The 15279-nt window shown below is 39.9% G+C and carries 7 protein-coding genes and 2 pseudogenes; 6 read left to right on the forward strand and 3 right to left on the reverse strand.

The genetic code is table 11. The features are described 5' to 3' along the window. Nucleotides 1-234: 234 nt before the first annotated feature. A complete protein-coding gene (locus I2I13_RS06240; protein ID WP_008998884.1) occupies nucleotides 235-660 on the reverse strand; it encodes a DUF3836 domain-containing protein in 426 nt (141 codons plus the stop codon). A 341-nt stretch (nucleotides 661-1001) separates the two neighbouring features. Here I2I13_RS06240 and I2I13_RS06245 point away from each other — a divergent pair. Then, nucleotides 1002-1214: pseudogene (locus tag I2I13_RS06245) on the forward strand (LD-carboxypeptidase); the annotation flags it as partial. A gap of 2 nt (nucleotides 1215-1216) precedes the next feature. Here the strand turns inward: I2I13_RS06245 and I2I13_RS06250 are convergent. Then, nucleotides 1217-1402: pseudogene (locus I2I13_RS06250) on the reverse strand (helix-turn-helix domain-containing protein); the annotation flags it as partial. Between the two features lie 352 nt (nucleotides 1403-1754). Then, complete coding sequence (locus tag I2I13_RS24610) at nucleotides 1755-1880, reverse strand: hypothetical protein (RefSeq protein ID WP_255518800.1); 126 nt, start codon at nucleotides 1878-1880, stop codon at nucleotides 1755-1757. Nucleotides 1881-2086: 206 nt separating this feature from the next. Between I2I13_RS24610 and I2I13_RS06255 the strand changes: the two genes are divergently transcribed. The 5 genes from I2I13_RS06255 to I2I13_RS06275 all read left to right on the forward strand — a co-directional run bounded on the left by I2I13_RS06255 (nucleotide 2087) and on the right by I2I13_RS06275 (nucleotide 15224). Beyond that, the gene (locus I2I13_RS06255) at nucleotides 2087-2521 is read left to right on the forward strand and encodes a DUF6078 family protein (RefSeq protein ID WP_074559465.1); all 435 of its coding nucleotides are present in this window, start codon (nucleotides 2087-2089) and stop codon (nucleotides 2519-2521) included. Between the two features lie 334 nt (nucleotides 2522-2855). After that, a complete protein-coding gene (locus I2I13_RS06260) occupies nucleotides 2856-6869 on the forward strand; it encodes a two-component regulator propeller domain-containing protein (protein WP_195649114.1) in 4014 nt (1337 codons plus the stop codon). Between the two features lie 86 nt (nucleotides 6870-6955). After that, on the forward strand, nucleotides 6956-9823 hold the full coding sequence (locus I2I13_RS06265) for a glycoside hydrolase family 2 TIM barrel-domain containing protein (RefSeq protein WP_195649115.1): 2868 nt from the start codon (nucleotides 6956-6958) through the stop codon (nucleotides 9821-9823). A gap of 94 nt (nucleotides 9824-9917) precedes the next feature. Then, complete coding sequence (locus tag I2I13_RS06270) at nucleotides 9918-12176, forward strand: sialate O-acetylesterase (protein ID WP_148365192.1); 2259 nt, start codon at nucleotides 9918-9920, stop codon at nucleotides 12174-12176. A gap of 27 nt (nucleotides 12177-12203) precedes the next feature. Further along, a complete protein-coding gene (locus tag I2I13_RS06275) occupies nucleotides 12204-15224 on the forward strand; it encodes a DNRLRE domain-containing protein (protein ID WP_195649116.1) in 3021 nt (1006 codons plus the stop codon). Nucleotides 15225-15279: the final 55 nt, after the last annotated feature.

Consider the following 15279-nt stretch of genomic DNA (forward strand, 5'->3'; position numbering starts at 1 on the left):
TCCCGGCGTGAGTTAAAAAATCCGTTACAATTTCCTGTTAGCCGAGGAAACGCACAATCGCACACCACAAAGGCATGCTACGTTCCAATGACAAAGGTACAAATACTTTTCGGAAAACAACAAAAGAAAGCCGCAAATGTTTAGTGAAAATCAAAGACAGAATATTGTGTTAAAAAAAGCCGGTTATTGAATCAGTGTCAATAACCGGCTTTCACTATTACCTATCATTCTATTTTATTTTGTACTTGCCAGCAACAGAGTTGCATTGTTATCATTCAACGCATAAACCGCCTTTTCTACATTACTGTTATAAGTCTTGCTTCTATCATTCCAACGGGCATAGTCCACAGTCACTTCATTGGCACTGTATTCCACATTCATTTTGAAGTAAGGAGTCCAAACTTCCTTTACACTATCCCACTTGGCGGCTTCTTTGCTTATCACACGATTTTCGTTATCGTAAGTATAAGTATAGCGGAGGTGGCGATACAAGTGACCGTCTTCATTACGATAGATGTTCTTAGCGGTTATTACTTCACCAGTCATTTCATTATTGGTTACAAATTCTGTAGGGTTCATTGCACTTGCAGAGAAGTTCATTACACTTGCCATTACTACTGCTACCATCACAACTGCTTTTGAGAATAAATTTGTTTTCATAATCGTTATTTTATTATTATTATTATTATTCGTTTATAGTGGTTGTTGTTTCGCAACCGCTTTCGCTTATATATAGTCAATCGGCATGCCAAAACAATAAATCTCTGATAATCAACAGATATTCAAATTTACACGATGTTCATTATCGGACAACTGTCCGCACAGAAGCGGACAATAACAGCCCGATTGTTACTTTTTCTATGTATAAATCAGTCCAACGACCATTCATTTGAGTCGTTTTAAAGTTTATGCAATCCAGTTTTAATAAGGAAACATATCCGGCATCATTTTTTTCGTGTATTTTTGCAGAAGAATCACTCAAGTAACAAAACAACATGAAGATAGTCAAGAATCAATTCACCAAATATGAAGAAGATGGTTCGCTAGGCAAAGATTTATATGCTGCGCTGGCTGATCTTGTGAAAGAGTACGACTATCCGGCCTGCTTCAATTTTCCGGCAGAGCACGTAACTCATAACCTGCCGCTCATTAATGGAGCGAAAGTGGAATTTACCGTCGGGGAAAAGGAGGTGGAATTAAAGTTCGTTTTTTAGAAGATAGAAACAGTAGGCAACCCCTTTTCCACCCGTGAGACCGTAAGTTCCGAACAAGTAGCGCGTTCTGCTACCTGCGCAATACTCAAATTCCGTCTCAAACGAGCCAATTTTATTTGTTCGCCTACAATCTGCATTTTCGAAATCAACTTACGGGGAAGTTTAGTTCCCATCGTACTCTTTGTCATAATCGTAATCTATCATATAATATACAAAGATAAGATTTATTATTTATTATATGATTGGTTGATAAGAAAAAGATTAGATCAAGCGTATGTATACAAAAAGACAGACTTCAATAAAAAGTTTTCGTTTCATATATAGCATAAAAGGTACACCATTTTATTTTCAAATACGTAACTTACAGCTAACAAAGCTTCCCGATAAAGAAAAGATTCATTTAAAATAAAATCGTTCAGATCGGTATCTCCACAATCGAACGATTTTATTTTTTCTGAAATATTTAATTTATGCATCTCATACGCTTCCTCTATCAACTGACGATTCATATTTTATTTTTTAAAGATTTTCATTGCCAGTTCATAGTCTTTCAACCTTTTTTTCCCGCTGCTCCGACGTTTCACTACGCTTCTCTTTCATCCGTTCTTCAAATCGCCGAGCATCTTCTCCGAAAAGTATCGGAGTTTCCTTAATTGGTCTTGCCATACTTATACAACTCCTTTCTTTTGGTTTATACGCTACAAAAGTAATTGTATAAATCAGGAAGTGCAAGTTATTACGAAGTTATCTTATTCATATAGAATTGACTATTTATCGCCTCATCCCATTCACAAGATAAAACAATAGCATTTTTATCTTGTCTACAGGATAAAAAACACCTATATTTGTATCATTGATAAGATATAAAAATCATGAACCCAAAAATTGACTTTAACGACGTCCCAAAGAATTATTTATACTGCACCCACAGCAAATGTCCGCGCCGTAATAAATGCCTACGCTATCAAGCTACGCTCTGTATACCGCAAAACGTTCCTGATTTCCGGACAGTCAATCCCAACCATATAATAGGAAACGAAGACAACTGCAACTTTTTCAAACCATACTGCACTTCACGCTTTGCATGCGGAATAGACCACATATTGGACAACCTCCCCTATTCTACGGCTGTCACCATCCGCAAAGAATTATATTCTTTGATGGGGCGCAGTATGTTTTACCGCATCCGTAACAAAGAACGAATGCTACATCCTGACGAACAAAAGCAGATTGTCGCTGTCTTTCTAAAACATGGTATCGAAAATAAACCAGAATTCGACCAATATATCGATTTATTCGATTGGTAAAACCTTTATCAGAAAGGCTATAAAGTGGCGTTTCCGAATATTCTGACAAGGGATAATACTCACCCCTATGAGAAAAAATACTCATACTAATGGGAATATATTCTCATAGGTATGAGTATTTTTTCTCATAGGGATGAGTATCGTTGAGAATTCACCAGCCGCGTACAATATTGATATATAATCGTCCTATTCTTATATTGATAATAACTGCCTGCAATTACCTTTGTTGCCAACCGATTATTTCAGGAAGATTGCATTAGTTAAACAAGCCGTTTTACTTGGTATACTCCAAAAATAATTCATAAGTTTGTTTTGTATTAAAGGAGTCCATTGTATGTATAAGAAGTATATCCCATTTCTTTTATTATTTATTTCTACTCTTTCGTTTGGACAAAATATTCACTTTCAAGCGCTCGGAGTAGAAAATGGTATTTCACAACCTACAGTAACATCTATTTATCAAGATGAATTCGGTATCATCTGGATAGGAACCAAAGATGGCCTGAACCGATATAACGGCACTGACTTCCATGTTTTCCGTCCGATAGAGAACGATAAGAACAGTTTGTACAATAATAATATAGGCACTATCTGTGGTGATAAAAACGGCCACATCTATATCCGTTGCAAGTATGCAGTGGTGAAATATGATATCAGGAAAAATGTTTTCCATACTATCCGCAATAATAATGTTCAGGCTATCACGTATGGCAACACACGTTTATGGGTTTGTACCAGAGACTCATTATTTACATATAATTGTGCGGAAGATAAACTGGAATATTATTACAATCTGGACGATGTGCGCATATCATGCGTCACTGAAGATCATGAAGGCAACCTGTATGTAGGAACCATGAATAAAGGCTTGTACATGATAGACAGCAACAAGAAATGGCTTAATTATCTTCCCGATAAAGATATAACCTGTATTTATGAAGATTCCAAGAAAAACATCTGGATAGGGACTAAGGATGACGGACTTTTCCGGCTAGACAGAAACGGTGTACAAACCAACTACAAGGACGGACCTTATAAAAACAGGCTTTCCAGTAATTATATCCGTTGCATTATGGAAGACAGCTGGGGGAATTATTGGATAGGCACTTTTAAAGGGCTGGACAAGCTGGATGTCTCCACCAATATTACTCATTACAGTGAAGACAACAAGCCTTATAGCCTAAGCAACTCTTCTATCATTTGTATGATGAAAGATCAGCAGGGGACCTTCTGGATAGGTACCTACTATGGAGGAATCAACCTATTTAATCCGGATTATGAAATCTATACCTATTATTATCCGGATGAATCGCAGAAAGGAAAATTGACTTCTCCTTTCGCCGGAAGAATGAAAGAAGACTCCAAAGGCGGCATTTGGATCGCAACAGAAGGCGGAGGAGTGAATTATCTCGATAGAAAAACAAAAAACTTCATCGAATATAAACATAGTAATAATAGTAATTCTCTTACATCCAATGCAATCCAAGCTCTATATCTGGATGAGAAGAACCAGCTCCTATGGATAGGAACGCTAAAGGGAGGATTGGATAAGCTGGATTTGAAAACACAGAAATTCACCAACTACAGACATATTCCCGGCAAGGAGAATACATTGATTAACGATATAGTCCGGAAAATTATTCCGTATAAAGGAAACTTGTTGCTGGCCACCCACGACGGTATCGGTTTATTTAATCCGCAAACCGGAGAATGTACCAAACTATTAATGGACAGCAAACTCAACAACAGGCAGATCATCGATATGCATCTCGACAAGCATGACAATCTATGGTTTTCCTATTACCGGGGGCTGGTAAAGTATAATATTGAAACCCATAAACGGGATGAATACTTTGTTCCCAACACCTCAGGAAGAGTCATAGGAAGCAACCTTATAAATGTACTCTTTGAAGATAAAAAAGGAAACATATGGGCAGGTTCTTCCGGAGACGGGATATTTCTATACCAACCTGATACTAATACATTCAAGTCGTTTAACTCACAAAATTCAGACTTGATTAACGATTATATCCTGGATATAAACGAATCTCTTTCCGGTTACCTTCTGATAGCAAGCAACCAGGGCTTTTCTCGTTTTGACATGGAAAACGAGCGGTTTTATAACTATAACAAACAAAATGGTTTCCCGATGACAGCGTTGAATCCTTACGGATTGTTTGTTGCCCATGATAATGAGATCTTCCTATCCGGTCCTAAGATGATGATATCTTTCTTTGAAAAGGAACTGAATTCTTACGTTAAACCTTATCAACTGAACTTTACTTCATTGGAAGTGAACAATAAACTCATATTGCCTAATGATGGTTCCGGTATCCTTTCCGAGTCTATCTTATATCAACCGCAAATCACTCTGAACCACAACCATTCCATACTCACTGTTAATTTCTCATTATCAAATTATGTATCAGTACTAAGAAATCGGATTTACTATAAACTGGAGGGCTTTGATAAAGAATGGATGAGTGCCGGTTATCGCAAAGGTATCACTTATACGAACCTGAATCCGGGTAACTACAAGCTAATGATAAAAAGCTCCGAAGAATATTCCGGAAGGGAAAGCATTTGCAAAGAAATAGACATTATTGTAAAACCGCCTTTCTATAAATCGACATGGGCGTACTGCTCTTATGTCGTTATCATGATTATTTCTCTCTATATAATAGTGAGTTTCTACTCTTCCAAGTTGAAATTGAGGGCCTCACTTGAATATGAGAAGAAAGAAAAAAAGCAGATAGAAGAATTGAACCAGTCCAAACTCCGATTTTTCACTAATATATCACATGAATTCCGTACTCCGCTTACTCTGATTGTGAGTCAGCTGGAAATGTTGATGGAACGGAATGATATTCAACCGCTAGTATATGGCAGACTGATAGGCATCCATAGAAACACACTGCGCATGAAACGTTTGATAACCGAATTGCTTGACTTCAGGAAACAAGAGCAGGGATTCGAAAAGTTTAAATATAGCAAACAGAATATCTATTCGTTTCTGGATGAAATTTATCTATCCTTCAAGGAATATGCCAGAGGCAAACAGATTATTTTCGAATACTTCAACAAAGACCGTTCATTAGATGTATGGTTTGATGTGGTGCAACTGGAAAAGGTTATTTATAATTTATTGTCCAATGCCTTTAAATATACACCTCTCGGAGGTACGGTTTCGTTGTCAGTACAAGAGTATGAAAACAGCGTTATGATACTTATTTCAGATACGGGAATCGGCATTGCCGAGGAAAATCTGGACAAGATATTCGACCGCTTCTATCAAGTCGACAGCTTGGATAACCAGAAAGGTACGGGCATCGGGCTGGCTCTTGCAAAAAGTATTATCGAAGCTCACCAAGGTAAAATCGGCGCCCGAAGCCGGGAGGGAAAAGGAACGACATTTGTCGTCGAGTTGCCTTTGGGAGACAGCCACATATCGGCTTCACAGAAGATAGAGACTCCTGATATTGATTCATACTGCATCTCGTTACTGAAGATGGATGATGAAAAGATGCCGGAGGAACTGCCGGATGACGACAACTCCGACAGTAAGGAAGAACCGTCGAATAAAATACTGATTGTCGAAGATAACGAAGAGTTAAGAGAACTGCTAGTACGGTTATTCTCCAAAGTATATTCGGTTTATGAAGCACAAGACGGTGAAGAAGGTTTTGAAAAAACCAAAGAAGTGCAACCCGATATTGTGCTTAGTGACATCATGATGCCCAAAATGTCCGGTATAGAAATGTGCCGGATGATTAAGAGTAATTTTGAAACGTCACACATTCCTGTAATACTGCTCACAGCACAGACTGCGGAAGAATTTACTATACAAGGGTTAAAAATGGGGGCGGATGACTATATCACCAAACCTTTTAATGTGAAACATTTGTTTATGCGTTGTAATAACTTGGTGAACGGCAGAAAGCTGTTACAGAAAAAATATGCTAAACAAATGGATAATAATATAGATATTCTGGCAACCAATGGGGCAGACCAGCAATTTATGGAACAATGTGTGGCCTGTATCGAACAGAACATCGATAATCCCGATTTTGACGTGAATATGTTTGCACAGGCTTTAAACATCGGACGCACTAAGTTATTCCTGAAACTGAAAGGAATAACAGGACAGACACCGAATGATTTTATTTTGAACGTCAGACTGAAAAAAGCACAAATGCTGCTGATCCAGTCTGACACTAAAACAATTTCAGAAATAGCTTATGAAGTAGGTTTCAACTCTCCAAGCTATTTCATTAAACGATTCAGGGAATTGTTTGGAATGACACCGGCGCAGTTCCAGAAAGGAGAAGAAAAAAAGACTCCCGAATAAGCACTTTCCAGATTAGCGGTGCTTTATCTGAATTTATCAATACGTGGAATAAATTTATTATCCATTTTAAATACAATAATCATACTATGAAAACAAAGCTATTAGGTGCTTTTGGCCTGTTATTCCCATTATTATTGACAGCAGCCAATATTCAAAGAATAACTCCTGTCACCTCTGATAAGAGTGTCAAGATAGAAGTAGCATTATCAGCAGAGGCAGGTGAACGGTTATTATTTGATGCTACCATTGTCGGTTCACAGAATAAAGAGAAACTATGCAGCTTTTCCAAAGAATATCTCTTTACTCATAAAACCGATACGACAGTAGTACTGGAGACAGGCCAACTGACTCCTAAATTGTGGAGTCCGGTTTCACCTGTACTCTATGATCTGACACTAAAAGCCGGGGAGCAGACTTTTCAGAAGAAAATCGGATTCAGAAAGTTCGAGATGCATAACGGCATCTTCTATTTAAATGACAACCCGATCTACCTGAGAGGCAATGCCATAAATCCACCGGAACGCGGCATACCAGAACAACTGGAACAAAGTAAAGAGTTTGCCCGTGACTATGTGCGATATATGAAAAGCCTCCATATAAATATCATCCGTATCCCTGATAACCAAAATTGGATGGACGTATGCGACGAAGAAGGAATGATGATATTCGCCGGCCGGTACGGTCGCCCCAAACATGCAACCCAAACAGCTCCTCCGAAAGATTTTGAACTATCGCTCAAAACTTATAAGGAAATAGATTTAGGCCCGTTCGCCTCCCATCCTTCTGTTGTGATTTATATCTTATCCAACGAAATGCCTTACGAAGGAAAGGCGGGTGATTTATACAGAGATTTTCTCACCCGAATGTATCAGGAACTCAAAAAATGGGATAATACCCGCCTGTATATATGTAATGCAGGCTATGGTCTGGGGAAATCTGCAGACATTTATGACGTACACAGATATTGGGGATGGTATTACAACTCTTTTCTTACTTACCTGAATATGCGCGATAAGGATATGTGGCAGAATCCGGGCAAAGTACAGCCGATCACCTTTACGGAATGTGTTGGCAATTATACCGGTATAGACGGACGCTTTAACCTCTGTTCAAGAACCAAACAACCCGGTTCTCAAAAATGCTGGACAGGGCATTTGCCTGATACGGAACAGGCAGAAGCAGCCATGGCCTATCAGGCGTTTGTCCTGAAAAATGCCACGGAACTATTCCGGCGTTTGAGAAGCCAAAACGATTGTCTGGCAGGCACCATGCCCTTCACAATTGTATTTCATAATTGGGATGGAGTGAAATCTTTTGCCGAAATGAAGCCAAAACCGGTTGCCGGACAATATCAACTTAGTTATCAGCCCATATTATTGAGCTGGGAAAACTGGCAATCACAGATATATGCAGGAAACAAACTTTCAGTGGTGGCTCATGTGGTAAATGATGACGATTACTGCAATGCATTGAGTGATGTCCGCCTGCATTGGTGGATTGAACAGGAAGGCAGGAAAGTGATATCGGGAGAAAATGAATTTCCGTTTGTACCTTATTACGGAACCGGTAAATTGCCTCTGACTATCAATATCCCCCCCAATTTGCTTACGGGAGATTATTTATTAAAAGGAGAGATTTATTCCAAAGGCAAAAAAGTGTCATATAATGAAAACGAATTATTTATAGCCGGAAAGGACTGGAACAGCGCAGTTGATGCAACAGCTACGATTTCCGTATATGACACCACACCGGAACAACAGACTTTGAATTGTTTGAAAAGAAACGGATATTCGGTGAAACCAGTACGTTCAATAACAGAACTCACCCAAAACTCCACGCTTGTCATCGGCAAAAACTCATGGAATGATAATCTTGACAGGCAGACCGGAGAACTGAAAGCATATATCAATAAGGGTGGCCGCATAATTTGTCTGGAGCAGGATAAAACAGACTTCAACCAATCCTGGTCACCTATAAAGATTGAATTTCTGCAGCACAGTAATAACGACCCGGTCTATCTGTCACCTTCTCTGGCATATAAAGACGGAATGAATATTAACCTGGAACGTCCCTATCATCCGATTTTCAAAGGATTAAATCCCCGTATGTTCAGGCTATGGTCTGACTATACATCCTATGATGAGTCGAAGAATGGTTTTCCGGCCATCTACCCTGTAAAAGCCGGTTATGACCTGCAATCACCCTCCATGAAGGATGTAGCTGTTCTTGCCAATTATAGCCGTGCTCTGGCTGCTACGGCATTATCCGAAATATTTATAGGTAAAGGTTCCATCCTTTTATCCGGATTTGACTTGATAGACCACTGCGGAACAGATCCAGTAGCTGACAAACTTTTGTCCAACATGATTCAATACATGGCTGTCGATAAGAAGCACGAACGATATGTAGCCGTAAACGATTCCATTATCTGGGGAGACTATGCCTCCGAACGAGGAATCGTCAATGCTCCCTGCAACGGCCTGATGGTAAACACGGTTCCTATCATTCCTAAGGGACAGGAAGAACTGCCTAAGTATAAAGTGCAGATTGACGAATATGGCTATCAGTATGCAGGTTCCTACGGAGGCTGGAATTCGAAACCGGGAGTACAATACGTTCCTTATGGCAGACGCCCGATGGCCCCATTCAAATTCTCGCGTGGTGGAAGCCCTATAATCGATAAGTCGTCCACTATTGGAGAAGGTTACTTTTATCTGGCACTTCCCCGAAAAGCGAAGACTATGATTACCGTATTGGAGAACCCGGTAGAAGAACCTCTTAATATCAGTCTTTCGGTTGCAGAAGGAGAATGGAAAGAGTATGTTATTCAACCTAAACAGCAGTTGGTTATCAGAACAAATATCTCTCATTTAAAAGACAGTATGAAGGTGATGCTGAAAGGAGACAGGCGTACCATATTGTTAAAGACGATAATAAGCAAATCGAAAAGTTAACTTCCGTACGATGTTACTTCTTAAAAGAACGATTTTTATATCTTATAATGTACAAAAGCAGGATATTTGCCAATGAATTTTAATCAGGCAAACTATGAAACGCATATTATTCTCTTTGTATTTATCTCTGATAGCAATACTGACTTTTGCAACAGACGGATTTACGGTAGCAGATGTCTTTACGGACCATATGGTGTTGCAGCGAAATGCCATAATAAAGATATGGGGAGAAGCTCAAAACGGCTCACTGGTTGAGGTCCGGTTTGCAGGGCAGCTTCAGAAAGTAAAAGCCATTCAGGGAAAATGGCAAGTGACATTGAAGACCGGAGAAGCCGGAGGACCCTATAAATTAGAAGTTATAAACGGTAATAATAAGGTTAGTTTTCAGGATGTTTTAATAGGTGACGTATGGTTGGCGGGTGGTCAGTCGAACATGGAATTCGCTTTACGCAGGGTAAAAGATGCTCAAACGGAAATTAGTTTGGCAGACTATCCACAAATACGTTATTATAAAGTACCGAGAAAATTCTACCCGGAACAGGAAGTGTCCAAAGCATCATGGAGGGTATGTTCACCGCAGACAGCACCGGAGTTTTCTGCTATCGCTTATTATTTTTCCAGAAACATACATAAAGAGTTGAATGTTCCTATCGGCATCATTCAGACTCCGGTAGGAGGAACCACGGTGGAGGCCTGGACAAGCAGGACACTGCTGATGTCGGACAAAGACTTCCAGCCGATAGTACAGCATTATGACAGTATGGTGAATTCTTACGGACCGGACGGGTACGAGAAATTATACAACCGTTATGTTTCAAGCCTGACAGAATATCACCAGTTGAGCGAAGAACAAAAGAAATATATAGACAAACCGGTAGAACCTATGGGAAGAAAGAATTTCCATAGGCCGATAGGGTTGTCCGAGACAATGCTAAACACTGTTATCCCTTACACATTGAAAGGTTTCCTCTTTTATCAGGGAGAGTCGAACACAGCCCGCGGAGCGCAGTACCGCAAACTGTTCCCTGCCATGATAAAGGAATGGAGAACTGCTTGGGGACAGGGAGATATTCCTTTTCTCTTTATTCAGTTACCCAGATTCGAAACGAAAACACGCTATTGGTATGAACTACGTGAAGCGCAATACCTCACCTCACTCCATGTAAAAAATACAGCAATGGTTGTCGCTTTCGATCAGGGTAATCCGAAAGATATTCATCCCATAGTGAAAGACACGGTAGGCTGGCGGTTGTCTCAATTAGCACTAGGAAAAGTTTACGGTAAAAAAGTGGTTTGCCAAGGACCGGAGTTCAAAAAGATGACGAAAACTGCCGATGGCTCTTTGCTACTTGATTTTGCCAATACCGGTACAGGACTCGTTAGCAAAGACAAAGCAGCAACACTTTCAGGCTTCACTGTTGCGGGTAAAGACGGCAAGTTTTATCCCGCTGAAGCAATAATCGTAGGCAAAAATCAAGTAAAAGTGAAAAATAATCTGGTGACAAATCCCGTAGATGTCCGTTACCTCTGGGTGAATAGTGCCGATATGAACTTATTTAATGAAGAGGGTTTTCCGGCAGTTCCTTTCCGTACAGACAAATATCAGTTGATGACAGAAGGTGTCCATATTAATCCTGAACCAAAAATTCCTGACCTTGATTTGTTTCTTTTCATCGGTCAGTCCAATATGGCCGGAAGAGGATATATCACAGATAACTATAAAGGTTATATTAAAAACACATATCTGCTTACTCCCACCGGCAGTATGGAACCGGCACGCAATCCTCTGAATAAATATTCTACGATCCGCAAACGATTGGGTTTACAAGGAGTAGGACCTGCCTATTCATTTGCAAAATCAATCACAGAAAGAACCGGACGTCCACTAGGACTGGTAGTCAATGCCCGTGGAGGCAGTTCAATCAACTCATGGATGAAGGGAGCAAAAGATAATTATTATGATGAAACCCTGTCACGTATACGTCAAGCGATGAAGTTCGGTACACTAAAAGCCATCATCTGGCATCAAGGAGAAAGCGACAGTAATGACCCGGCAACATATATGCCGAAACTACAAGAACTGATAGCCAATTTACGGAAAGACCTAAATAATGAAAAACTCCCATTTATTGTAGGCGAACTGGCAGAATGGAGAAAGAATGGAACATCGGAAACATTCAATGAAATGTTACGCACGGTTCCAAAACACATTCCTTATTCTTATTGCGTGTCATCCAAAGAATTAGTTCCTCTGATTAATGAAAGTGACCCTCATTTCAGCGCAGACAGCCAGATCATTCTGGGACGCAGATATGCAGAAGCTACCTATAATGCTTGTTACTCCGGAAAATAAATACATACCATAAAATACAAAAGATTTATGTACCTTAGAAAATGTTTGGTTTTAGTTTATGGAGCCATGACTATACCTTTTACAAGTATATCAGCTGACAATGTGAATGTAGCATTACATAAACCGGTAATAGCATCCTCACAACAAAAAGAGTTTCCAGCATCAAATGTGACTGACGGAGTCATTTCACGTAAATCTTCCTGGATAAGTGACCCAAATGCCCGTGCTCCGCATATTCTTGATGTCAATTTGCAGAGATATTATGATATTGACAGGGTAGTTATCCACACAGGAATCCCTGAATCGGAAAAGACAGAACAGGAGAAGGGAAAAGCTCCCGGCTTCTGGGCAATGAAGAATTTCAAGATTCAATATTGGGACGACGCAAACTGGACAGACTTACCCAATACGGAATGTACAGAAAACAGGCTGGACAAAATAGAATTCACATTTACTCCACAACTTACTACTTTCCAGCTTCGACTAATCTCTACTGATGGGGAACCTGTTACCATCAATGAGTTTGAAGTATATGGCAAAGAAAAGAAAAATATGATTGCTCCTGTTATTCAGAATGAACTGCCAGACAGAGTTCATAAAGAATTTCCTAAGGACATGCTTGTAACAGTCAATAAAAATGTAGTAGGAAATACCATGAAATACGTGGCTTACAATCAAGGATATTATATGCCCGGCAGCAACATATCAGGTTGGCTTGAATATTCCAATGTAAACAGTTTACGCGTATGGACATCTATGAATGATTATGTACCCGAAGAAGCTGTGAATTATCAAAAGAACCTGAATACACTAGAAGAGTTTGAATCGTACAAACATGAATTACGAAGCAATCCCGAGAAAAATAACTTCATCAAATGGAAACCAATTTTGGAAAGATGTCGCAAACAACAATTCTCAACCAATTCAATGGTATTTGAATATGCTTTACTAGAATTGAAACGTTTGAACATAGATGTAGTCCTACAGATGAATTCAACAGACTTTGACAATACATGGAGCAATAAATGGAAACAATGGCAACGTTTTTATGCCCTGGCATTTTATGCAGCCAAAACGGGTGACGTGACAATGTTCGCCATGCAGAACGAACCTAATCACCGACATTCCGGTCCGATGAAAATCACACAATATGTAGATGCCATGAAAGTTGTGTCAGATGCTATATATTGTGCTATACAGGATGTAAACAAACTCTATGGAAAACATCTGAAATCACGTTTTGTAAGTCCTGTTACGGCAGGCTCCAACGCTAACTGGTGGGCGGAGGTTGTGAAAAGCCTGCGTATTGATTATCGGGGATTACCTTCCGACAGAGACTTGCTGGACATATTCTCGACACACTCTTATAATCTTCCGGCAGCAGGATATGTATCCAAGGTTTCGGACATACGGAAGATCATAGTAGATAATCATCCTTTAAACCGCTCTCTTCCGATAGTGTATACTGAAACCGGGCGTTGGATGAATGCCTATCTTATTGACAAATACGAGACGATGGACTCCCCTTCCCTATTTACCGAATGGGCAGGTGAATATACAAACAATACCCTTAACCAGGGGTATGGTATGTGGGCCTTCAAATTTGCCAACACAACCAGCAACACCTATCCGCGTGGCATTAAATCGGGACATCATTTTATCTGGCAAGGCAAGAGAATCGTGGAAGATGCTTACAATAACGTAGCATTGGGGAAGAAAGTCATTGATTTGACTTCTTCACATCCTGCACAAGTGAAAGTGATCACCGACGGCAACAAGACCGATGTCTCCATGTGGACATCTGTGAATACAGACGAAAAGAAATGCCTCGAAATAGATTTGGGAAAGAGTTATTCTTTGGGTGCAGCTGTGATTTATACAGGCTCGGAATACGGAGTCTACACAGGTCCGGACCGCGTGAAGAATTTCCGGTTGCAATATTGGGAGGGTACCGGTTGGAAAGACATTGAAGAAACGATTGAAGAGAATGCCCGCTACACACAATCATTCTTTCTATTTAAGACTCCTGTGACAAGTTCGAGAATTCGTTTTATTGCTACCGATAAGGGCAGTATCAAGGTGAGGGAGATAAAATTGTTTGATGAAGAATCAGTAAAAAACATCCCGGAATCTTATGACATCAGTGGCATTCAGCGGACGGGACAGGTAGTCCGGCTTTTTGCAAAAGGTTTTAAGGACGAACGGCCGCTATTGGAAACGGTGAAATCAGTCCCCGATAATGAGGTAGATGCATTAACCTCTTACAACCCGGAAGAAATGCGATATTATATATGGCTTGTACAACGTAAACTCTCGCCAAACACGCTGACTTTGAATTTAAAATCATTAAACCTCCCCACCGGTACAAAGGTATTTGCCGAAGAAGTAAGTGCGGATGCTTATGGCGAAGTGGTGTGGTCAAAAGAAATTTCTGAAAACGGACAACTATCGTTCGAACTACCGGCTCAAAGTGTGATGCTTCTTACCATCCCTGCTTGCCAAAGTACACCTTGCACTTTGATTGCTACAGCAGACGCTACTATAAAAAGTGGCAGTAATAGCGAAAAGAACTTTGGCAAAATAAAAAAGATGAGTGTAGAAATGAACGCTTCACAGATTAATCACAATCAGGTCAGCTACATCAAATTCGACTTGTCCAAAGTAGATAATATAAATGCGGCACTACTGCAGATTTATGGTAATTCGTCGGACAAGCATTCATATCGTTTCCATGTCTACGCCTTAGACAACTGCGATTGGAATGAAATGTCCTTAAATTGGAATAATGCTCCTAATTTAGATAGGGAACAAATGCGCATAACCCAGGTAGGAAACACCGCACATGTAGCGGGAGAAATCGTAGTCGATAAAAATGCTTCATATCATCAGCTCGATGTTACCGGATTGGTCCGTAAGTGCAAGCAGAAAGAGATCACTTTTGCGTTGATAAGGGAACTCAGACAATTGGGCGATGACTCGGACAATGAAAGAAGCTGCTATTTTGATACGAAGGAATCTAATAATAAGCCTGTATTATCTATTTGGTGACATGAAATAAGCATTCGTATAATATTGCTTTCTTTTCGTACAATCCTTTTATGTT

The sequence above is a fragment of the Bacteroides sp. D55t1_190419_B8 genome (assembly GCF_015558905.1).
Taxonomy (GTDB): Bacteria; Bacteroidota; Bacteroidia; order Bacteroidales; family Bacteroidaceae; genus Bacteroides; species Bacteroides vicugnae.